Source organism: Herbinix luporum (genome assembly GCF_900070325.1).
GTDB lineage: Bacteria > Bacillota > Clostridia > Lachnospirales > Lachnospiraceae > Mobilitalea > Mobilitalea luporum.
In genome coordinates this window covers 2,554,654-2,577,356 of the sequence record NZ_LN879430.1, presented here as the reverse complement: position 1 = coordinate 2,577,356, position 22,703 = coordinate 2,554,654, and the positions used below count along the sequence as shown (strand labels likewise).

General features: G+C 34.6%; 21 protein-coding genes and 1 other RNA gene. 20 read left to right on the top strand and 2 right to left on the bottom strand.

Annotated features, from left to right (window positions below):
* The first annotated feature begins 40 nt into the window (after nt 1-40).
* The 7 genes from SD1D_RS11890 (at nt 41) to SD1D_RS11860 (ending at nt 6,190) form a co-directional block, all read left to right on the top strand.
* Nucleotides 41-631 (top strand): nucleoside/nucleotide kinase family protein, encoded by a 591-nt coding sequence (locus SD1D_RS11890; protein ID WP_058259112.1) that lies wholly within the window; start codon nt 41-43, stop codon nt 629-631.
* An 81-nt stretch (nt 632-712) separates the two neighbouring features.
* Nucleotides 713-1,153, top strand: coding sequence for a YaaR family protein (locus tag SD1D_RS11885; protein WP_058259111.1), 441 nt, complete (start codon nt 713-715; stop codon nt 1,151-1,153).
* A gap of 18 nt (nt 1,154-1,171) precedes the next feature.
* A complete protein-coding gene (gene holB, locus SD1D_RS11880; protein WP_058259110.1) occupies nt 1,172-2,167 on the top strand; it encodes a DNA polymerase III subunit delta' in 996 nt (331 codons plus the stop codon).
* Complete coding sequence (locus SD1D_RS11875; protein ID WP_058259109.1) at nt 2,160-3,074, top strand: PSP1 domain-containing protein; 915 nt, start codon at nt 2,160-2,162, stop codon at nt 3,072-3,074. The genes holB and SD1D_RS11875 overlap by 8 nt, the downstream gene beginning before the upstream one ends.
* Nucleotide 3,075: 1 nt before the next feature.
* Nucleotides 3,076-3,831 (top strand): tRNA1(Val) (adenine(37)-N6)-methyltransferase, encoded by a 756-nt coding sequence (locus SD1D_RS11870; RefSeq protein WP_058259266.1) that lies wholly within the window; start codon nt 3,076-3,078, stop codon nt 3,829-3,831.
* 37 nt (nt 3,832-3,868) lie between these two features.
* Nucleotides 3,869-4,717 (top strand): 16S rRNA (cytidine(1402)-2'-O)-methyltransferase, encoded by an 849-nt coding sequence (rsmI, locus tag SD1D_RS11865; RefSeq protein ID WP_058259108.1) that lies wholly within the window; start codon nt 3,869-3,871, stop codon nt 4,715-4,717.
* 45 nt (nt 4,718-4,762) lie between these two features.
* Nucleotides 4,763-6,190 carry a tetratricopeptide repeat protein gene (locus SD1D_RS11860; protein ID WP_058259107.1) on the top strand — a complete coding sequence of 476 codons (1,428 nt, stop codon included), beginning with the start codon at nt 4,763-4,765 and terminating at the stop codon, nt 6,188-6,190.
* An 83-nt stretch (nt 6,191-6,273) separates the two neighbouring features.
* On the opposite strand, the gene SD1D_RS11855 is transcribed toward SD1D_RS11860, so the two are convergent.
* Entirely contained in the window at nt 6,274-6,531 is a 258-nt protein-coding gene (locus SD1D_RS11855; protein WP_058259106.1) for an AbrB/MazE/SpoVT family DNA-binding domain-containing protein, read from the bottom strand.
* 269 nt (nt 6,532-6,800) lie between these two features.
* Here SD1D_RS11855 and SD1D_RS11850 point away from each other — a divergent pair, with 269 nt between their 5' ends.
* The 9 genes from SD1D_RS11850 (at nt 6,801) to SD1D_RS11815 (ending at nt 17,329) form a co-directional block, all read left to right on the top strand.
* Nucleotides 6,801-7,397: a nucleoside recognition protein gene (locus SD1D_RS11850; RefSeq protein WP_058259105.1), complete on the top strand. Its 597-nt coding sequence runs from the start codon at nt 6,801-6,803 to the stop codon at nt 7,395-7,397.
* 40 nt (nt 7,398-7,437) lie between these two features.
* Nucleotides 7,438-7,965, top strand: coding sequence for a spore maturation protein (locus SD1D_RS11845; protein ID WP_058259104.1), 528 nt, complete (start codon nt 7,438-7,440; stop codon nt 7,963-7,965).
* 101 nt (nt 7,966-8,066) lie between these two features.
* Nucleotides 8,067-9,452 carry an AmmeMemoRadiSam system protein A gene (gene amrA / locus SD1D_RS11840; RefSeq protein WP_058259265.1) on the top strand — a complete coding sequence of 462 codons (1,386 nt, stop codon included), beginning with the start codon at nt 8,067-8,069 and terminating at the stop codon, nt 9,450-9,452.
* Nucleotides 9,449-10,276, top strand: a complete 828-nt coding sequence (gene amrS / locus SD1D_RS11835; protein WP_058259103.1) for an AmmeMemoRadiSam system radical SAM enzyme — start codon at nt 9,449-9,451, stop codon at nt 10,274-10,276. Before amrA ends, amrS begins: the two co-directional genes overlap by 4 nt.
* A 58-nt stretch (nt 10,277-10,334) precedes the next feature.
* Nucleotides 10,335-10,481 carry a hypothetical protein gene (locus tag SD1D_RS12295; RefSeq protein WP_173803201.1) on the top strand — a complete coding sequence of 49 codons (147 nt, stop codon included), beginning with the start codon at nt 10,335-10,337 and terminating at the stop codon, nt 10,479-10,481.
* Between the two features lie 181 nt (nt 10,482-10,662).
* Nucleotides 10,663-11,460 (top strand): TatD family hydrolase, encoded by a 798-nt coding sequence (locus SD1D_RS11830; RefSeq protein WP_058259102.1) that lies wholly within the window; start codon nt 10,663-10,665, stop codon nt 11,458-11,460.
* Nucleotides 11,438-12,304, top strand: a complete 867-nt coding sequence (gene rsmA, locus SD1D_RS11825; protein ID WP_058259101.1) for a 16S rRNA (adenine(1518)-N(6)/adenine(1519)-N(6))-dimethyltransferase RsmA — start codon at nt 11,438-11,440, stop codon at nt 12,302-12,304. The genes SD1D_RS11830 and rsmA overlap by 23 nt, the downstream gene beginning before the upstream one ends.
* 219 nt (nt 12,305-12,523) lie before the next feature.
* Complete coding sequence (carB, locus tag SD1D_RS11820) at nt 12,524-15,751, top strand: carbamoyl-phosphate synthase large subunit (RefSeq protein ID WP_058259100.1); 3,228 nt, start codon at nt 12,524-12,526, stop codon at nt 15,749-15,751.
* Between the two features lie 186 nt (nt 15,752-15,937).
* Nucleotides 15,938-17,329 carry a DUF6128 domain-containing protein gene (locus tag SD1D_RS11815; protein ID WP_157893130.1) on the top strand — a complete coding sequence of 464 codons (1,392 nt, stop codon included), beginning with the start codon at nt 15,938-15,940 and terminating at the stop codon, nt 17,327-17,329.
* A gap of 3 nt (nt 17,330-17,332) precedes the next feature.
* Here SD1D_RS11815 and SD1D_RS11810 read toward each other — a convergent pair whose 3' ends face one another.
* Entirely contained in the window at nt 17,333-18,028 is a 696-nt protein-coding gene (locus SD1D_RS11810) for an anaerobic ribonucleoside-triphosphate reductase activating protein (protein ID WP_058259098.1), read from the bottom strand.
* 140 nt (nt 18,029-18,168) lie between these two features.
* Between SD1D_RS11810 and tadA the strand changes: the two genes are divergently transcribed.
* The 4 genes from tadA (at nt 18,169) to SD1D_RS11790 (ending at nt 22,410) form a co-directional block, all read left to right on the top strand.
* Nucleotides 18,169-18,654, top strand: a complete 486-nt coding sequence (gene tadA, locus SD1D_RS11805) for a tRNA adenosine(34) deaminase TadA (protein ID WP_330398611.1) — start codon at nt 18,169-18,171, stop codon at nt 18,652-18,654.
* 78 nt (nt 18,655-18,732) lie between these two features.
* Nucleotides 18,733-18,994: signal recognition particle sRNA large type (gene ffs, locus SD1D_RS11800), an RNA gene on the top strand.
* A gap of 161 nt (nt 18,995-19,155) precedes the next feature.
* Nucleotides 19,156-21,489, top strand: a complete 2,334-nt coding sequence (locus SD1D_RS11795) for a cyclic nucleotide-binding domain-containing protein (RefSeq protein ID WP_058259097.1) — start codon at nt 19,156-19,158, stop codon at nt 21,487-21,489.
* Between the two features lie 198 nt (nt 21,490-21,687).
* On the top strand, nt 21,688-22,410 hold the full coding sequence (locus SD1D_RS11790; protein WP_058259096.1) for a hypothetical protein: 723 nt from the start codon (nt 21,688-21,690) through the stop codon (nt 22,408-22,410).
* Nucleotides 22,411-22,703 lie beyond the last annotated feature (293 nt).

Here is a 22,703-nt window from a genome sequence, read left to right as displayed (position 1 = left end):
CTATAGTTGTGAAAGTGACAAATTAAGAAAGGGCCTAAATATGTCTAAAATATATATTATCATGGGAAAAAGCGCATCAGGCAAGGATACTATATATAAAAAGCTCTTAGAGCATAAGCAGTTAAATTTAAAAACTGTGGTTACCTATACCACAAGGCCAATCAGAGTATCTGAAACAGACGGAATAGAATATTTCTTTGTTGATGAAGCAAAACTTAATGAACTTAAAAAACAAAACAAGGTTATAGAACATAGAACATATAATACTGTTCATGGTCCCTGGCATTATTTTACGGTATACGATGGCCAAATTGATATAGAAAAGTATGATTATCTTATGTTGGGAACCTTGGACAGTTACGGACAAATCAGAGACTATTTTGGCCATGATAAGGTTATACCTATTTATATAGAAGTAGATGACGGTATACGGCTTATGAGGGCTGTAAGTAGAGAAATGAAACAGGATTGCCCAAGCTATGCAGAATTATGTAGAAGATTTCTGGCAGATAATGAGGATTTTTCAGAAGAAAACATAGCAAAGTATGGGATAAGAAAAAAATATCAGAATATAGATATTGATAAATGTATTCAGGAAATTATAAATGACATAAAAAATTACAAGAATTAGAAAAAACACTTTAAAGTGTGATTAAATATGATATACTAATCATGTACTAATCTGTTAATTTTTATAGTAAGGAGAAATCCTATGGATATTAAGGTAAATCAATTACAACAGGTGAATCAAGCTATTAACAAGCCTCCACTTTCCCAGTCGGATGGTTCTTTTAAATTCACCTTAATCTCCCATATTGAGGATCAAAATCTCCAAGCCAGATTAAATTTTATGCTGGAAGAAATATCGGCACAAGGCAAAAAATTAGGCAAGCATATGGATGTACGAGATATGAAGCATTATAGAGCCTTAATAAGAGATTTTATGAATGAAATTGTAAGTAGATCCCATAAGTTTACCCGTGAAAATTTTCTTGACAGAAAAGGTAGACATAGGGTTTACACTATGATCAAATTGGTTAACAAAGAACTGGACGAGCTTGCAATGGAGCTGATTAAAGATGAAAAGGATCATATTGTAATTTTAAATAAGATTGATGAAATCAGAGGACTTTTAATAGATATAATAACCTAAAAAATATGAGGTGGTTAGATGTATGATTTTTCCCAAATCATAGGGCATGCCAGTATAATTAATCATTTGCAAAACGCTATTTTATCAGGTAAGGTTTCCCACGCTTATATTTTTCATGGAGAAGAAGGTATGGGTAAGAAAACCCTTGCCACAGCTTTTGCAAAAACTCTGCAATGTATAGAGGGAAATATCAATTCCTGTAACAAGTGTAAGTCTTGTATACAAACGGATAGTGGGAATAATCCCGATATTTTGTGGATAACCCATGAGAAATCCAGCATAGGTGTGGATGATATCCGTAGACAAATCAATGGGGATATTCAGGTAAAACCATATCAAAGTCCTTATAAGATATATATAATTGATTCTGCAGATAAAATGACTGAAAATGCTCAAAATGCATTATTAAAGACTATTGAAGAACCTCCGGAGTATGCAGTTATTATACTACTGGCCAGCAATATACATCATCTTTTACCCACCATTTTATCACGATGTGTTTTATTAAATTTAAAGCCGGTTAATAAGCAATTAATTAAGGAATTTTTAATGGATAAGTGTAAGATACCGGATTATAAAGCAGAAATTTCAGCTAATTTTTCAGGAGGAAATGTTGGAAAGGCCATAAAATACGGATCCTCTGAAGAGTTTGAGAATAGAAAAGAAGATGTTTTTCATATTTTAAGATATATAGACGATATGGAGATTCACGAAATCATATCCGGAATAAAAAGCATCTCAGAAAACAAGTCATCTATTGATGAATATATCGATATTATGACCCTATGGTTTAGAGATGTTCTTATGCTAAAGGCAACTAGTGATCCTAATCTTTTATTATTTAAAGAGGAATATCAGACCATTAGAAAACAGGCAAATATCAGAAGCTATGATCAAATTGAAAATATTATAAATTCCATGGAAGAGGCAAAAATTAAATTAAGAGCAAATGTTAATTTTGACATAACTATAGAACTGATGTTACTCAACATAAAGGAGAATTATAATGTCTAATGTTATAGGAGTTAGGTTTAGGAAAGCAGGTAAAATATATTATTTTGACCCGGCAGGTTTTGATATACAAGCAGGAGACAATGTTATCGTAGAAACAGCCAGAGGCGTGGAATACGGAAAGGTTGTTTTAGGGCAAAGAGAAATAGAAGATGATAAAATAGTTCAACCCTTAAAGCCGGTAATCCGCCCGGCAACCCCAGAGGATGACGAGATAGAAAAAAGGAATAAGGAGAAGGAAAAAGAAGCATTCCAAATCTGTCTTGAAAAAATAAAAAAACATGGTTTAGAGATGAAGTTAATTGATTCAGAGTATACATTTGATAATAATAAAGTATTATTTTATTTCACGGCAGACGGAAGAATCGATTTTAGGGAATTAGTCAAGGATTTGGCTTCAGTATTTAAAACAAGAATAGAACTTAGGCAAATCGGTGTAAGAGATGAGACTAAAATTGTGGGGGGAATAGGTATCTGCGGAAGAAACCTTTGTTGTAATTCCCATTTGTCTGAATTTTCACCGGTGTCTATTAAAATGGCAAAAGAACAGAATCTATCTCTTAATCCTACTAAAATATCAGGGGTATGTGGCAGATTAATGTGTTGCTTAAAAAATGAGCAAGAAGCCTATGAGGAGCTTAATGCAAAACTTCCGGATGTGGGAGATCAAGTTACTACTAAGGATAATCTTAAGGGTGAGGTTCAGAGTGTCAGTGTACTAAAACAGATGGTTAAGGTTATAGTAACACTGGAAAATGATGAAAAAGAAGTCCGTGAATATAAGGTTGATGATTTAATATTTAAACCGAAGAAGAAAAAAGATAAGATAAATAATATCGATGACGAAGAATTAAGAGAACTTGAACTTTTGGAGAAAAAAGAGGGTAAATCACTTCTTGATGATGAGTAAAATGGATAATTTAAATAGATTATTAAAAAGTGGAGAACGTCTAGATGAACTCCACAGAAATAATTATAAAATCATACAAAATACGGGGAAGTTTTGTTTTGGAATGGATGCGGTACTACTTACGGGCTTTGCCAAGGTATTGTCGGAAGAAACAGTAATTGATTTGGGAACAGGAACCGGTATTATACCAATTCTTTTGGAGGCCAAAACCAAGGGTCTTCACTTTACCGGTTTAGAAATACAAGAAGAAAGTGTGGATATGGCCAGGCGTAGCGTTATCCTAAACCGACTGGAAGATAAAATTGATATTGTGTATGGTGATATCAAGGAGGCCTCTAGGATATTTGGTACGGCTTCCTTTGATGTTGTAACTAGTAATCCTCCTTATATGAATCACAGCCATGGGATTGTAAATCCCAATAATGCAAAAGCCATAGCCAGACATGAAATACTTTGTACTTTAGATGATCTTATTCGAGAGACTTCTAGGCTTTTAAAACCAAATGGAAGATTTTATATGGTTCACAGGCCTTTTAGGTTAGTAGATATTATTAATACATGTTGTGTATATAAGTTAGAGGCTAAGAGGATGAGATTGGTATACCCTTATATTGATAGGGAGCCTAATATGGTTCTTATGGAATTTGTTAAAGGGGGAGGAAGAAATCTAAAAGTGGAAAATCCCTTAATAGTATATAAGGAGCCCGGTGTCTATACCGATGAAATTCTTCAAATATACGGTTATGATAATCAATAGACCCTTTGATATTTTATAAAAAGAAAGGTATGGTAGAATGGGCGGAATATTATACTTGTGTGCTACTCCCATCGGTAATTTGGAAGACATTACATTTAGAGTTATAAGGACTTTGAAAGAGGTTGACTTGATTGCTGCGGAAGATACCAGACACAGCCGGAAACTTTTAAATTATTATAAAATAGATACTCCTATGACAAGCTATCATGAGCATAATAAAATAGATAAGGCAAGATATCTTGTAGACCAATTATTATCCGGCAAAAACATAGCACTGATAACTGACGCAGGAACTCCGGCTATATCCGATCCCGGTGAGGAATTAGTTAAACAAGCTTACGATGCCGGAATTCAGGTTACATCTTTACCGGGACCTTGTGCACTTATAACCGGACTGACCCTATCAGGTCTTTCTACCAGAAGATTTTCATTTGAAGCCTTTTTACCCCATGATAAGAAAGAAAGGCGTATGATTATAGATGAACTTATTAAGGATACAAGGACCATTATTTTATATGAGGCTCCCCATAGATTACAAAGGACATTAAAAGAACTATATGAGGCTTTAGGTAACCGTAATATTACTATTATCAGGGAATTAACAAAGGTACATGAGACTATTTTAAGGACAAGTTTTATAGAAGCCATAGAGTATTACAAAAGCAATGATGCTAAGGGAGAGTATGTAGTAATTATTGAGGGAAAGTCTTTTGAGGAACTTGAAGCGGAAAAACAAGTTCTATGGGAGGAGAAAACCATTCCCCAACATATGAGAATATATATGGATCAGGGAATAGAGAAAAAAGAAGCCATGAAAATGGTTGCTAAAGATAGAGGAATTAGTAAGCGGGATGTTTATAAGGAATTGGTAAATGAACAATTTTGATGGAATGATTAAAGTAAGATGGAAGCATCTTTTGGAGGTGCAAAAATGTTTTGCTATGTATTAAATGTGAATAAAAAGGGCTTGGCGGCATTTATCTTTTCGGGATTTATGTTCACCTTAGCAGCTATATTTATATACAATGCTTATGTTGAAAGAAAAAAATGTGATAAACAAACAGTTATGGCCCAAGAATTATTGGAGTCCGGAAACTATAATGAGGCTATAGAAGCTTATCAAAAAGCAATGTCTATGAAATATGGTGATGAGGAATTATTGTCTGTTGGACTGGCAGAAGCTTATGCAGGGATTCACGAATATGATAAAGCCCTAGAAGTTTTAAGAAGCCTATATGAGGATAAAAAAACAACTTTAGTTAAGGAAAAAATAGAAGATATTACGGCCAGAAAATCAGATTATAATTTCAATCAACTGATTTCTTATGGTGATACCTATTTTTCTAACAAAGAATATAATAAGGCAATTGATGAATATGAAAAGGCAAAGCTGATTAAAAGCAGGGAGGATATTTCTTACGTAAAAATAGTTGAATCATATATAGCTATGGAAAAATACGATTTGGCCAAGGAAGAAATTCAAGAAGGCCTTGCCTTAACAGAGTCAGAAAAACTAAAAAAAATGTTGAATCAGGTCGATAAGCATCTAAAAGAGCTTAAGTATGAAGAAATCATTAATAAAGCATCGGAATACATATATCAGGAAAATTACGATGAAGCCTTAAAAAGACTTAGTGAAGCCAAGTCCCTTATACCGGAAAAGGATACGGCATATAAGCAAATGGCAGAGATTTATATTACGAAAAAGGAGTATGATAAAGCTAAAAAGCTTCTTGATAGTTATTTGGCCAAATATAAAAGTAAGGAAGCTAAGGATATACTAAAAAAAGTCAATGACTTAATTGCATTAAAGCTTAAAAAAGAAAAGATGCTAAATGAACTTTATGATGCTTTAAATGAAGTGAATGTAGAAGCCATAATCAAAATATTGAAAGACGACTTTTTCATTAATAATATAGCAAAAGAGACACCTGTTTACTATAGTCCATCCGGTAGTGTGAATTTATCTATGGGGCAGTGCTTGTTGATAACCGATAGATACAATGTCTATGTCGGTGGATTTAAAGATAAGAAAAAAGATGGTGTAGGAATACGATTTGAGCTAATAGAAAATAAAAACAAGTCTGGCTGGCGTTATTATCAGGGTGAATGGAATCTTGATATGCCCAATGGTATGGGAAAGACAGTGGAAGAGATTACTATTAGTGATAAGAGAGGTAACAAGAAAAAATTAACCACAAAATCTTCCGGTATGTTCATATATGGAACAGAAGGAGAGGAAATAAAAAAGTCATATTATTTAGATGGAGTGGAATGGAAAAGGGAAAAATATACAAGCGAAGAAGAGATAACAAAATCATTTGAGTACGAATATAGCTATCAATATGGACATGATTAATTTAAATCATAAACAATAAAGTGGGTGTCCCAGATAATAATTTCATTATCTGGGACACCCACTTTTAAATGTGAATATGTAAGCTATTCGATGATGCCAGCTAATTTTGCCAACTCGATAATTGATTCTTTAGAAACTTTTTTGTCATGATAATCAATTAGATTATCTTTGCTACCTGTGAAGATATCAGCAGGTTCATACTTTTGGAGAATGATTCTTCCCTCATCAACATAGATTTCCAAGGGATCTCTTTCACCTACTCCTAAAGTCCTTCTTAGCTCGATAGGAAGTGTGATTCTTCCCAGCTCATCGAGTCTTCTTACAATGCCTGTACCTTTCATTTTTTGGCCTCCTTTTCTCAAGTATATTGGGGATATTGCTATACACTAATTCGATTTTTTTTTAAAAAAGCTTACATTTTTTGTATATAGCATTTATATAAGATACCATAGAGTAAATTCATTGTCAACTAAAATAATTGTCAAAAGGTAGCACATTTTAAACAATATATGTAAAAGGGTGGCAAAATCAACTATAATTAAGCAGCTTAAGGACATTATTCTTTTTTTTTTGAATATAGTTTATAAATAAGATTTAAAGGAGTTTTATTTTGTTAAATTATCTATGGGGTTTTATGATTCTTATTGGTATTGTTGTAGGGGCTTTAAATGGTAATATACCAAAGGTTAGCAATGCTGCAATCAACTCATCTAAAGAAGCAGTTTCCCTATGTGTAACTATGTTGGGAATAATGGCTATGTGGACAGGAATGATGCAGGTGGCAAAAAAATGTGGTTTAGTGGCATCAATGACAAAGGCATTAAGACCAATTATAGCTTTCCTTTTCCCAGATTTGCCAAAGGGGCATGTGGTAAATGAATATATAGCTTCAAATATGATTGCCAATATCTTAGGTCTAGGCTGGGCTGCTACCCCCATGGGATTAATGGCTATGAAGGAGTTAAAAAAACTTAACCACAACAAGGAAATAGCCAGCTATGATATGTGCACTTTTTTAATTGTAAATATTTCTTCTCTCCAACTAATTCCTGTGAACATTATAGCATATAGAAGTCAGTATGGCTCAGTAAATCCTGCAGAAATTTTAACGGCTGCAATTGCAGCTACAAGTATATCTACTTTGGCGGGAGTAATCTTTGCTGTTACGGCAAGAAAAATAAGCAAAGGTATAAATGGACACCATTAATTTTGAAGCTTAGGATTATCATTAAAAAAGAGGGGATAATATGAAATTTATAATATATCTTTCTGATTATATAATGCCATTTATAATTTTTTATATTATAGGGCTGGGATTACTTACAAAAACCCCTATATATGATGAGTTCATAAAGGGCGCTAAAGAGGGTTTTAAGGTGGTTATAGATATATTGCCTACCCTTATAGGGCTTATGGTTGCCATAGGCATATTAAGAGCCTCAGGAGCCCTAGATATACTATCGAATCTATTAAAACCTTTTACCGAAAGACTTCATTTTCCTTCAGAGCTTGTACCTATTGTTTTAGTTAAAATGTTCTCATCCTCTGCAGCTACCAGCTTACTACTTGATATATATAAAGAATATGGACCGGATTCCTACCTAGGACGTTTGGTATCAATAATATTAAGTAGTACAGAAACTATTTTTTATACTATGGCCGTTTATTTTATGGCGGCCGGAGTGAAAAAAACTAGATATACCCTAGTAGGTGCTCTTGTAGCTACTTTAGTCGGAACTATAGCCAGTGTAATTATAACAAATTTGGTTTTCTAAAGTCATTATAAAAAATGGCTTTATTGCATATTTAGGGCAAAAGAGGTAGAATCTATTACAATAGGACAAGTAGTGTATTTATGAGAAGGGAAGGTGAAGCTATGTCTATATTAGGTGCATTTATTGTTCCCCATCCCCCTTTGATTATACCTGATATTGGAGGAGGAGAAGAAAGAAAGATTCAAAAAACAGTTGACAGTTATCATCAGATAGCAAAACAAATAGCAGATCTTAATCCTGATACCATAGTAATAACAACACCTCATACCATTTTATATTCCGATTATTTTCATATATCTCCTGGTCAAGGTGCAGAAGGAAATTTTGAAAGGTTTGGTGCTAAGCAGGTATCTTTTTCTACTGAATATGATGAGATATTTGTAGAGGAACTGGAAGCATTGGCAGAAAGAAGGCAGATAGAAGCAGGAACATTAGGGGAGAAGGATCCTAGCTTAGACCACGGAACTATGGTTCCCTTATATTTTATCAATAAGTATCTAAAGGACTATAAGTTGGTGCGAATTGGGCTTTCCGGACTTTCGGTCTTAGATCATTATAGACTGGGTAGATGTATAAAGGAGACTGCCCATAAGCTTAATAGAAAAATAGTTTTTGTTGCAAGCGGTGATTTATCCCATAAACTTAAAGAAGAGGGACCCTATGGTTTTGCAAAAGAAGGAGTAGAGTTTGATGAAGAGATTTGTCAGGCCATGAAAAAAGGAGACTTTTTAAAATTCTTAACCTTTTCTTCTGACTTTTGTGAGGCGGCGGCAGAATGCGGCCATCGTTCCTTTATTATCATGGCCGGGGCTTTAAGTGGCTTGAAAGTAGAAGCAAATTTCTTATCTTATGAAGGAACTTTTGGGGTCGGATATGCAATATGTGCTTATAAGATTATAGGTGAGGATGATGAAAGGCATTTTGACATTATATTCGAGAAGGAACAGATAAGAACTGCAAAGGAAAAGCAAAAAAATGAAGATCTTTATGTAAAATTAGCTAGACTATCCTTAGAAACTTATGTTAGGACCGGGAAATTTCCTGAAATACCGGATAATCTTCCGGAGGAAATGATAAAGAATAGGGCAGGGGTATTTGTATCCTTAAAAAGGCACGGAGAGCTTAGGGGCTGTATCGGAACAATACAACCGGTTACAAATAGCCTAGCCCAAGAGATAATTAGAAATGCAGTAAGTGCCGGACTAGAGGATCCTCGTTTTCCCCCTGTCAGTGAAGATGAGTTGATAGATTTGGTCTATAGCGTAGATGTACTTTCAGAGCCTGAGCCTGTATCATCCATAGATGAACTAGATGTAAAACGATACGGTATCATAGTAAGTTCCGGCAGAAAAAAAGGCTTATTATTACCGAATTTAGACAATGTTAATACTGTTGAAGAACAAATATCCATTGCCAAAAGAAAGGCCGGAATATATAAGAATGAGGATATAAAAATAGAAAGATTTGAGGTGGTGAGGCATTATTGAAGATAGAATGCAGAGTTTGTCCCCACAGATGCAAGCTTGAGGAAGGGCAAGTGGGCTTTTGCAGAGGAAGAATCTGCAAAGGGGGTAAAGTAGTCAGTGAAAATTATGGTAAGGTAACTGCCATGGCACTTGATCCTATAGAAAAAAAGCCCCTGTACCATTATTATCCCGGCAGCAAAATCCTGTCTGTGGGAAGTTACGGCTGTAACCTGCGCTGTCCTTTTTGCCAAAACAATGAGATTTCCATGTCAAAAAATAGTGAGGTTAGTTATAGCCAGATAAGCTGCCAAAGCTTGGTTGAAAAAGCCTGTGATTTGATAGGAAGAGGCAATATAGGTATTGCATATACTTATAACGAGCCTTTAATAGGTTTTGAATTCGTAAAAGACTGTGGAGAGCTTGCAAAAAAAAGAGGACTTAAGAATGTGGTAGTAACCGCAGGTTATATATGCGAAGAACCCTTAAGAGAACTTATTCCCCTAATTGATGCTTTTAATATCGATTTAAAGTCATTTTCTGACGATTTTTACAAGATGGTAAAGGGTAATTTAGATACTGTTAAAAACACCATAAAAATTGCTGCTAAAAGCTGTCATGTTGAAATAACCACCCTTATTGTTCCCGGTGAAAATGATAGGGTAGAAGAAATAAAAGAGTTATCAAAGTGGATATCAGATATTAGACCTGATATTCCCCTTCATATTACACGGTTTTTTCCAAGGTGGAAGATGAGGGACAAAGATGCAACTCCCATAGAAACAGTCTATCATCTGGCAGAAATTGCAAGACAAAATTTAAAATATGTTTATGTGGGAAATTGTTAATTAATTTTTTGCACATATTTTTCTTTCGAATTATCATACTAATTATGAGGTGAAATTAGTGGATAAAGATAAAAGAGAAAAACAAAGACAAAAAAGATCACAAGAAAAGTTTAATAGCATTACCAATTCGGTAAAACCTGAAAATCAAAATCAGGAGCATAATGTAAGAAAAGAAGGAATTAGTCCACAAAATAATTTAAAATAAAATATTTATTAAAAACCCTAATATAATAGGGTGGGAGGATGTTCCAAGATAAAAAACAGGGACAACCTCCTATTTTACCTTTTTATTTAGTCTTATGATATATATTGTTTTGAAGAAAAAGCTATTGTATAATAGACCAGATACATAATAAAAGAAAAATTGTTAAAATGAGGTAGTACAAATGATATTTGAAACCCATGCTCATTATGAAGATGAAGCATTTGATGAAGATAGGAAGGAACTTCTTGACAGTCTTCCAAAAAACAATATTGAATATGTAGTAAATATCAGTTCATCAATAGAGACTGTGGATAAGTCCATTGATCTTGCAAAAAATTATGAATATATATATGCAGCCGTAGGAATCCATCCCGGAGAGACTGCCCATATGGATGAAGACAGATTTTCATGGCTAAAAGATAGAGCAATGCATAAAAAGGTGGTAGCAATAGGTGAAATTGGCTTAGATTATTACTGGGACACTCCAGATAGAGATACGCAAAAAAAATGGTTTGCAAGACAGATGGAGATGGCAAAAGAATTATCTTTGCCCCTGGTAATTCATAGTCGAGATGCCGCTAATGACACCTTTAATATGATGAAGGAAGCAAAAGCAGAAGAGTTAGGAGCTATTATTCACTGCTTTGGATACGGAGTAGAACAAGCTAGGCAGTATCTAAATATGGGATTTTATTTGGGAATAGGGGGAGTAGTAACTTTTACTAACGGAAGAAAACTAAAAGAAGTGGTTGAATATGCCCCCTTAGAGCAGTTAGTACTTGAAACTGATTGCCCATATCTATCACCGGTTCCATATAGGGGGAAAAGAAACAGTTCCCTTAACCTTCCCTATATTGCTAAGGAAATAGCAAGAATAAAAAATATAGATTATGATACGGTAATTCATATAACAAATGAAAACGCCAAAAAGTTCTATTTTAATGAAAGGAACATAAATGGACAAACTAGGAAATCCTAAAAACACAATTGAAATTTTAAATAAATACAAGTTTGTATTTCAGAAAAAGTTCGGACAAAATTTTCTGATAGACACCCATGTCCTAGAAAAGATTGTGAATGCTGCTGAAATTACCAAAGATGATTTTGTCTTGGAGATAGGTCCCGGAATCGGTACCCTTACTCAATATCTATGTGAAAGAGCCGGTAAGGTTGTGGCGGTAGAGATTGATAAGATGCTGATTCCTATTTTAGAAGAGACTTTGGCAGCCTATGACAATGTCAGGGTATTAAATGAAGATATTCTTAAAGTGGATTTAGTCTCTTTAATCAAGGAGGAAAATAACAATAGGCCTATTAAGGTAGTTGCCAACCTTCCCTATTATATAACAACACCGATTATTATGGACCTGTTTGAAAAACATATTCCATTATCCGGTATAACTATTATGATTCAAAAAGAGGTGGCTGACCGAATTCGGGCCATTCCGGGCTCAAAGGATTATGGTGCCTTGTCATTGGTCGTACAATACTATGCCAAGCCATATATTGCAGCTAATGTACCTCCAAATTGTTTTATGCCCCGTCCAAAAGTGGGCTCTGCTGTAATATGTCTGACTCCTCACAAAAAACCCCCTTATGATGTTAAGGATGAAAGCCTATTGTTCTCATTAATCCGTGCTTCATTTAATCAAAGAAGAAAAACATTGGTTAATGGAATATATAATTATGAAGGTCTATCCTTTAGTAAAGATTTAATCTTAGAAGCCTTGACCGCTTCAGGGCTTGCAAAGGATATTAGGGGTGAGTCCTTAAGCTTAGAGCAGTTTATAAACATTGCCAACTATCTTTCTGAGAAATCTTAAGATTATAGCAAATGCCATATTATGAAAATAATATGGCATTTGCTATAATAGGTAAAATTTTTAAAATTACTGTTGCATAATTACAAAGTTTCAATTAATATATATAGAAATAAATAGAGAAGGCGCAAAAAAAGAAAATGACAAATTTTTTTTGCCCATTTTTATTAAATCTAAAGGATGCTAATGATATAATGATTTAATTATTTTAAGGAGGATTATATGAGTAAGCGGACAGACATTCACAAGGTATTAATTATAGGATCGGGACCTATTGTTATCGGACAAGCATGTGAATTCGATTATTCAGGTACCCAGGCATGTAAAGCTCTAAAAAAATTAGGGTATAAGGTTATTTTAGTTAATTCAAACCCTGCAACTATTATGACAGATACTCAAACTGCAGACGTAACCTATATAGAGCCTTTGAATGTAGAAAGACTGACCTATATTATAGAAAAAGAGCGGCCAGATGCACTTCTTCCTAATCTAGGTGGGCAATCCGGCCTAAATTTATGTTCAGAACTTGATAAGGCAGGAGTATTAAAAAAATATAATGTTAAGGTAATCGGTGTACAGGTTGAAGCTATTGAAAGGGGTGAAGACAGGGTTGAATTTAAAAAAACCATGGACTCACTGGGGATAGAGATGGCAAGAAGTGAGGTTGCCTATTCGGTAGAAGAAGCCTTAGCCATAGCCGAGAAATTATCTTATCCGGTTGTAATTAGGCCGGCTTATACCATGGGCGGCGCAGGGGGCGGCCTGGTATATAATGTGGATGAGCTAAAAACCGTAGTCTCTAGGGGATTACAGGCAAGTATGGTAGGCCAGGTTTTAGTTGAAGAGTCTATACTGGGTTGGGATGAGTTGGAGCTGGAGATAATAAGAGATGCTGCCGGTAATATGATAACGGTATGCTTTATTGAAAATATAGATCCTCTCGGTGTCCATACAGGAGATTCCATTTGCTGTGCACCTATGTTGACTATTCCTAAGGAAGTTCAGATGGAACTTCAAAGACAGGCCTATAAAATTGTAGATGCAATTGGTGTAATAGGTGGTACCAATGTGCAATTTGCCTATGATCCTGTAAGCGGCAGAATATGCGTAATTGAAATAAACCCAAGAACCTCCCGTTCATCGGCTTTAGCTTCTAAGGCTACAGGTTTTCCCATAGCCCTAGTTTCCGCCATGTTAGCGGCAGGGCTTACCCTTAATGAAATACCTTGTGGTAAGTATGGAACCTTAGATAAATATGTTCCGGATGGGGATCATTTGGTTATTAAATACGCCCGCTGGGCTTTTGAAAAGTTTAAAGGGGCAAAAGATAGACTGGGAACTCAGATGAAGGCTGTGGGAGAGGTAATGAGTATCGGAAAAACCTATAAAGAGGCCTTTTTGAAAGCTATCCGCAGTCTTGAGATTGGAAGGTACGGTCTTGGAAATATAAATAAATTTGAGGAAAAAAATAAAGAAGAGCTTCTTGATATGCTTCATATTCCCAGCAGTGAACGTCAATTTATTATGTATGAAGCCCTAAAAAAGGGAGCAAGTGTAGAGGAGCTTTATGAATTAACAAAAATTAAACCATATTTTATCCGGCAGATGAAAGAACTTGTGGAAGAAGAGGAAAATTTAAAGAAATATCAAGGGCAGATTCCCCCAAAAGAAGTATTAAGACAGGCTAAGGAAAATGGTTTTTCTGATAAATATCTAAGCCAGATTCTTATGATAGATGAAGATACCATAAGAAAGGCAAGGAAAGAGGCTAATATTACAGCGGGCTGGGGAAGTATTCATGTAAGCGGTACTGACAATGCCAAATACTTTTATTCCTCCTATCACATAAATGAAGATAAAGAAGCTACATCTTCCAATAAAAAGGTGATGATTTTAGGGGGCGGTCCTAACCGCATAGGTCAAGGTATAGAATTTGATTACTGCTGTGTTCATGCGGCATTTGCACTTAGGGATATGGGAATAGAAACAATTATAGTTAACTGCAATCCCGAGACTGTGTCAACGGACTATGATACATCCGATAGATTATACTTTGAACCCCTTACAGTTGAGGATGTACTTAGTATTTACGAGAAAGAAAAACCTATAGGTGTTATTGCTCAGTTCGGAGGACAAACCCCTCTTAATTTGGCGGCACAATTAAAGAAAAACGGAGTCAATATTTTAGGAACCACACCGGAGACTATTGACTTAGCTGAAGATAGGGATAGATTCCGTGAAATGATGGATAAGCTTAATATACCTATGCCGGAGTCCGGTATGGCTACCAATTTAGATGAGGCTTTACAAATAGCAAAAAGAATAGGATATCCGGTTATGGTAAGGCCCTCATATGTTTTGGGAGGCCGTGGCATGGAGATAGTCCATGATGATGAAAGCCTTAAGATTTATATGGAGGCTGCTGTGGGTGTTACACCGGATAGGCCCATTTTAATTGACCGTTTCTTGCACAATGCCCTAGAATGTGAAGCTGATGCTATTAGCGACGGAAAACAGGCATTTGTACCGGCAGTAATGGAGCATATAGAACTGGCGGGAATACATTCCGGTGATTCGGCCTGTGTTATACCATCCTTAAACATAAAGAAAGAGCATTTAGATACTATAAAGGAATATACTGTTAAGATTGCAAACGAAATGGAAGTCTGTGGACTTATGAATATGCAATACGCCATTGAGGATGATAAAGTCTATGTATTAGAGGCAAATCCCAGGGCTTCAAGAACGGTTCCCTTAGTATCTAAGGTTTGTGATATACAAATGGTTAGACTGGCCACAGAGATTATGGTAGCTTCATTTTTAGGAGGGCCTTCTCCGGTCCCTGCCTTAAAAGAGAAGAAGTTTACCCACTACGGAGTTAAGGAAGCGGTATTTCCCTTTAATATGTTCCCGGAAGTTGACCCGGTTTTAGGTCCTGAAATGCGCTCCACAGGAGAAGTACTGGGCCTGGCTCAGTCATTCGGAGAAGCATTTTATAAGGCCCAGGAGGCCGGTGATCACAGTCTTCCTTTATCGGGAACTGTACTTATAAGTGTAAATGACAGGGATAAGGAGGAATTACCGGAAGTGGCACAGGGCTTTATAGACTGTGGTTTTAGCATCCTTGCAACAGGGGGAACCTATGACAGGATTGTTAAACATGGTATTCCTGCAGAAAAAATTCATAAGCTTGGCAAAGGCAGACCGGATATATTAGATGCTATTGCCAATGGCCAGATAGATATTATTGTCAATACTCCCATTGATAAAAAAGGAGCCGACGATGACAGCTATATCAGAAAGGCAGCTATTAGGGCCAGAATAAGCTATGTAACCACTATGGCTGCAGCTAAGGCAACTATAGCAGGAATAAAGGAAATTAAGTTTAATAAAGCAGCAAAAGTTCATTCTCTTCAGGAGCTTCATAGTCAAATACAAGATAAAGAATAAGACCACAAGCAGGTAGATTTATTAATCGATATGGATAAATAATCTACCTGCTTTTGTATTTGAGAACCTTATTAGTATCTAAAAAATTAATAATGGCCATGGTTTGGCATAATGGCATATTTAATGGAATATATTGAATAGAAAATGAAACAACCTAAGGTATGGATTGCAAGGGAGGGTGATTATTTGGCTGATTATAAAAGATTTGTATCCTATATGTATGAATACGAAAATGGTGAAAAGAAAAAGAATGTAGGTTTTTCCCGGGTAGAACTTAGAAAGGGGACATGTAGATTTACAATACATATGCGGATGGAAGGGGTTTTGGACGGAATATTTCCTACATATCTGATTTGTAGGCCTAATGATGAAATGGAATTGATATATTTAGGAGATTGTATTGTTAAAAATCAACTTATAGACAGCAGATTAACAGCAAAAGAAGATAATGTTGTGGATTCCGGATATGGATTTTCAGATATGGGAGGCATGCTCTTATTTCTAAATTCAAAAATATTTTATGCTACCCAATGGGATGATAAGCCGGTAATATTAGAAGAGGTTTTACAAGCCCTAAAACAGGGGGCAGGAAAGCCTATAAGTGATGCTAAACTTGTACAAGAACCCCCTAAGGAAACTACTTTCAGTAAAAAAGAAGTTTCTGAAGAAGAAGTTATAAGTAAAGAGGCTATAAAAGAAGTTACCGGCAATAATCTTATAAAGGAGGACAATACAAATAAAGAGGCTAGGGATAAAAAAATGGCAAGTAAAGAGGAAGATAAGGATATAAAACCACAAATTCCATTATATAAGCTTCCTAGGGGATGGAAGATAAAAGAAGTGGCGGACCCTGTACATTATGGAAAGCCTATTAATCCATGGGAAATGGTAGAAAGATACAACAAACTTGAAGCAGATAAGGTAAAAGTTGCCGATGCCTTTATGGATACTAAAAAGGAAGAAGTAGAAAGTGTTAGGGATATAAAAGATATAGCAAAGGAAGATGAGTCAAAAGAATCAGAAACTAAAGATGAAAGAGTAGAGAATACAGTAGTTAAAGATAATAAACAAGAAAACTTAGCAGTAGATAATACAGATGTTAGATCAGAGGAAGAAAGGGCACAAAAAGATATTCCAAAGGAAAATACTACAGGGAAAGAAAGTCTAGAAAAGGATATAGCAGCAATAAATATGCAAAAAAGCAATAAGCTAGAAGATTCTAATCCCCTGCTAAATAAGATATTCAATAATTACCCCAGGATTTATCCTTTTGAAGATAATGAAGTTACAAGATGTGTAAAAATTGAACCCAAAGATATAGGGATGCTCCCCGCAGAATTATGGATTTTAAGTAACAATAGTTTTCTGCTTCATGGCTACTATTGTTATCACCATTTAATTTTTGCGGAACTGGTAGATAGTTACGGATGTCGCTACTTTATTGGAGTTCCGGGTATTTATCATAACAGGGAGCGGTTTATGGCTAGAATGTTTGGTTTTGAACTTTTTAAGTCTATCCGAAAAAGGGAATTAAAGCAGGGAGATTTCGGATACTGGTATATGGAAATTAATATATAATACCTAATCAATACCCCGAAGTTCTACATTTTGTACATAAGGAGTCAATAGGGTTTTGTACCGTAATAAGGTTTCTTTTTCTGGGGCGGTAAATCCCGGAGAAATAATATCGCCGGAATCGGTAAAAGACTGGAGATAATAGGCCTTGGCACCTTTAATCCAGTTTCCGATAGCTATCATGTCCCGGTCGGTATGTAATTGATTTACCACGGTGGTTCTAAACTCATAATCTACATTTTCCCGAAGAATTAAGGATACACTATTTTCAATATCGTCCATTGACAGATTTTCCGATCCGGTGGTTAATAAATATTTTTCCTTAGAGTTTTTAATATCCATGGCTATATAATCAATTAATTTTTCATCCATAAGTTTACTAATCATGGCGGGATTAGAACCATTGGTATCAAGTTTTACCTTAAACCCAAGATCTTTAATTTGACTTATAAATAAGGGAAGATCAGAATATAAGGTGGGTTCACCTCCCGTAATACATACACCTTCTAGAATGTTTTTTCTCTTTTTTAAATAGGCAAATATATCTTCTTCTGGAATAAGGGTTTGACTATGAGGGTAAAGTACCAAGGAAGCATTATGGCAAAAAGGGCAGCGCATATTACAGCTGCCCACAAATATTGTAGCAGCTAGATGTTTGGGATAATCAAGAAGAGTAGATTTATTAAAGCCATAAATTTTCATATTGTCACCTCATAGGTCTATTATTTTCATAATTAAACAGCTTATTCATAAAGCTTTTAAGTTGATAATCTGTCTATTTATGATATATAATTAATATACCAAATTTAGAGGAAGCAGTCTAGAGAAAAGGAACTATCATTATGAGGGATATGACAGATGAAAAGTTTATGAAAGAAGCTTTGAAGCAGGCAAAAAGGGCTTATTTATTAGGAGAAGTCCCCATTGGCTGCGTCATTGTTTATCAGGATAAAATTATAGGAAGAGGCTATAATAAAAGAAATACCAATAAAACAACCCTTGCCCATGCCGAAATAACCGCAATTAATAAAGCAAGCAAAAAGATGGGAGATTGGCGCTTAGAAGATTGTACTATATACATTACCTTGGAGCCTTGTCAGATGTGTTCCGGGGCTATAGTTCAAGCAAGGATAAAAAGAGCTGTAATCGGAACTATGAATCCTAAGGCCGGATGTGCCGGTTCAATTTTAAATATATTACAGATGGATGAATTTAATCATCAGGTGGAGATTACAAGAGGGGTACTTCAAAATGAATGTGCCGAAATAATCCAAAAGTTTTTTAAAGAATTGAGAATTCGCAATAAATTGGAAAAGCTTGAGGGTTGACAGTTTTTAAAAAAAGTCTTATACTTGGCATACAGCTCAAAATTACACACAAACATAATTTAATTCGTCGTAAAGTTTCCGTGCAGCCGGGGAGATAGCGGTGCCCTGTACCTGCAATCCGCTACAGCAGGGGTGATATTCTGCCTAGGGTGATTTACTGTAGGGCTGCCCTTTATAAGTGATGTTGACGTTTGGGTCTTACGCAACAGGAATTTGTGAACCGTGTCAGGTCAGGAATGAAGCAGCACTAAGCAAAAGCTCCTGTGTGCCGTAAGGTAGCCTGGGCTGAGTTAACTGTAAAGGTAACGCCTATGGTAATCATTCGAAGCAGAATGCACGGAATAAATTTATAATATAGAAAGATGACATTGATTTGTCATCTTTTTTTTATGAGCATTTGGTACTATTATGGCCTTTATAGCTTTTTATAAGCAAATCTATAGTATATAATTGATATATAAAATTTACATTTTACAAAACATACAAATTGGAGTGTTTCAATTGAAGCAAAAATTAAATTTTAATGCAGTGAACCAATATTCAAGAGGAGCCAACATATATACGGAGGGGGAAGACCTACAAAGTATTGCCTTACTAATTAGAGGACGAATTCAAGTAAGTCATAAAGGGGTAAGATATGTTTTGGGTTCAGGTGCATTTCTTGCGGTCAGTGACATTGTATATGGGCAATATCAAAGTACATATACAGCATTAGAAGATGTAATTATTTATGTATTTGCTGTGGAACATAAGGAAGATTTTGAGAGAGTTCTCATAAGTAACAGTGACTATAATGGTTTTTTAATGGCCACTTTAAGCAAAGTAATTTTAGAGTTAGCTGTGGCCTATCAAGATAGTTTAAAACAAGGATATACTCTATATGAATTTATAATTGATCAATATAAATCTTATTCAGAATCAGCACAAAGACTGGGGTATACCGTACAAAGACCCCAGTGGCTTGATGAATTAATTGATATTGAAAGGCATATTGAACCGGATTTGGATAAAATAAATTACTATAAAGAGTATACTAAAATTCCCCTTGATCTTATAAAGTCTTTTTATTCTACCAGCAGCTTTATTACTATATACCAGATGGATGATCAAATAGAGCTTATAAATCAGTTGAATGAGCTTTTAAAGGATTTGACCCAAAAAATATATTTTATGACACAGTGTCTGATAGATGAAAGCAATATGTGTTTATTTGCTTTAATAGCCGAATTTGCAATTGAAATTGCCGGTACCGGTGGTAATAGTGATGAGTTATTAGATACCATGGATAGTATGGTGGAAGTAATTAATGGGGTTGAGAGCTTTTTTAATAATAGACTGGGTAGAGAGCTTCCTATAAATCGCAGGCAGATGGAGGAAGCATATCATCTTCTTATTACAGGAAATAAAGATAAGAAAATCAGTGCTCAGACCGATCTTAAACACTCTATAGAAGAAAGCGAAAAGGTAGTTACAATACTGGCAGATTCCTTTTTGCAAATTTTAAATTATTCAGAAATAGATGAGACAAAAGCAGAAGAGATGCAGAGTATAATGTTGGATTTTGTCAATTTAAAGGACAGGTTTTCTAATGATGAATCTGCCAGACAAATTAGAAATAAGCTTACGGATATGTATTATGAGCTTTATAAGGCAGTTTTTATAAAGGCCTATCATGATAAGCAGGTGCCAAGGATTATTGATATGTTCTTAATGTATGGTTATGCTGATGAAAGGCTTTTAAGCAAGGAGCAGCTTATCTCTTTATACTTTTTAAAGGATGAGAAAACTTCTTCTGAGATTAAGGTATATAATATTAAGGAATGGCTAACATTAATTTATGAAGGAAAAAAAGAGCCATCCCAAAATGAATTTGACCAAGACTACAATGAAATGCTCCTTTCAATGAAAAAAAGAGGAAAAATTACAGAGGAACAGTTAAATCAGTATCTTAATGATAATGAACAAAAACTAGACTACGAAATACAGAATATGTTCCGATATAATAATAGGACCACAAGTGGGCAGATTAGTATATTTGTACCGGTATTACATAAAGATATGTTTTTAAATCTGCCGAAAAAATCCTATTTAAGTCAAGATAGAATTATTGAGTCCTTAGAAAAGTTAACTGATATTGATTATTCTATTTTTGACCGTGAAGTATTGTATGTAAATAAAGAAAAGCAAATAGAGAAGGAATATATTATAAAAAAAATATATCCAGATATTATACTAATGCCCATTGTGGGTACAAGATTTATTATGTGGCAAGAAATTACCGGAAAGAAAAGGAGTACTCCCGGTCGTTTTCTATTCCCAATTTTTTGTGAAGCGGATTTACTTTCAAATATAGTAAAAGTATGTGGACAGTTCCGTTGGGAATTATGTAGAACCATAGAAGGTACAGCATGGAATAATATCACCTATAAATCCTTAACTTCTGAATATTCGGATTATCTTCAGTTTTATAGAAAAAACAGGGATCTGTCTGAAGAAAAGAAGGATAAAATAAAACTGCAAATACAAAAAGGTAGAAACAACAGTCGTGAAATATTTGTAATTGATTATGAGGCATGGATAAATTATGAGTCTAAGGGAGCCATTAAACTAAATAAGGTAGTCAGGGAGATACTTGCTACTTACTGTCCTTTCTCCAAATCGATACGGGAACAAATATCTAAACAACCCTTATTTGAAGAGGCTTATAGCAGATTTATAAGAGAACGTTTAAAGAAAATCAAGGAAGTAGAAGGAAGACATAGGCTACTACAAAAAGAAGGAATTAATCCTACAGAGGAAATGATAGATACCCTTAAATACTATCAAGAAACTTAATTAAATCATGGAAAAATAAATTTTTATTATGTTAGGGCTATTTCAAGATGGATATCATGGGAAATAGCCTTATTTTTTGTAATTATTTGTGTTATTTTAAGACATAATCCCTTGTATAAAATAAGGACAAATGATAGTATAGAAATTAGGGAAAGGATATACTTAGTCTATTCTATTCTTTTGTAAGGAGGGAATGTTATGGGAAGCTATGGAATTATCGTTAAAACGGAAGAAGTTAGAAAAAGAGTTCAAAAGGGAGATTTTAACTCTGCCCAAAAGATTATTGATACCATGGCCTTAAAAAAGGTAAAAAATATAGCAGACCTAATCCTTTTCGCTGATATATATGCACATAATGAAAGATATGATGAGGCTATGGAGTTGCTTAATAGGGTTTATAAAAAATCAAAAACAAGAAGAGTCTTATTTAAGATGGTATCGGTATCGATTAAAAGAAAGGATATCGAAGACGCACAGTATTTTCTTCAAGAATATGAATTAGCAGCCCCCGATGACTATAATATCTTTATTTTCCGTTATAAAATTGATAAAATGAAAAAAGAGCCCTATAATGTGTTAATAGACTCCCTAAAAAAGTTAAAGAAGTACATATATATGGAAAAATGGGCCTATGAATTAGCAAAACTATATTATAAGGCCGGAATGGAAAAAGAATGCATAGAAGAGTGCTCAGAAATTATTCTATGGTTTGGTGAGGGAAGTTATGTGGAAAAGGCAAAATTCTTAAAGGCATACTACTTAGGTGAAATGGATAAAGATGAAATGATAAATATGCTGAAAAATAGGGCTAAGCAAACTAATAAAATTTCAAATTCAAAAAATATAAAATCCGATTCACAACCAGAATCGGAGGATCAAAATATGACTGAGAATCAGGAATGTAATTTATCTGCAATCTAACTTATATAGTATATGTGTTTAATATTTCCTTTAATAGAATTTATAAAATTATTTTACCTATTTATTGGTTTGATATAAATTTATGGACAAAAAGCTTCCTTAAATACTAAGTCTTTTTCCTTTCTTTTTCATAGTTTGACTTGAATATTAAAAACAACTTGTTTTCAAAATACTTATATAATCATGATAATTAAAAGTAATATATCGGCAAATCAAGGTGAAATGCTTATATATGGCAGGCTAAAAGGCCAAAAAAAGATTTACAAAAACCCACAATGTGGTATAATCAAAGC